At 49.8% G+C, this 217-nt stretch carries 1 protein-coding gene; it reads right to left on the bottom strand.

All coding sequences use genetic code 11. From position 1 onward, the window contains the following. On the bottom strand, window positions 1-112 hold a 112-nt coding region (locus FDX22_RS19905; protein WP_146717668.1), incomplete at its 3' end, for a hypothetical protein. Between the last annotated feature and the right edge of the window lie 105 nt (window positions 113-217).

Raw genomic sequence — 217 nt, 5'->3', positions numbered from 1 at the left:
AAGCAATATGTGCGGATTTCAGCGCATCGCGGTGAAAGACATCTCCGAGAATATTCTTCACGAAAATCGTCGATCCCGCGCCGATAAAAGTAATTTTGGGTGCAGACATCATGACTCTCCAGAACGTGCGGTGATGACGCCATGGTGGCATGAGGACGCAAGAAAAACGTCCGGCTTCTGTACCGAGTACTCCCAGAAACTCAGTTCGCCTTTTCGT

The sequence above is a fragment of the Citrobacter sp. TBCS-14 genome (assembly GCF_005280805.1).
GTDB lineage: Bacteria > Pseudomonadota > Gammaproteobacteria > Enterobacterales > Enterobacteriaceae > Citrobacter > Citrobacter gillenii.
The sequence above is the reverse complement of the archived record's forward strand: the minus strand, read 5'-3'. Positions and strand labels throughout refer to the sequence as shown.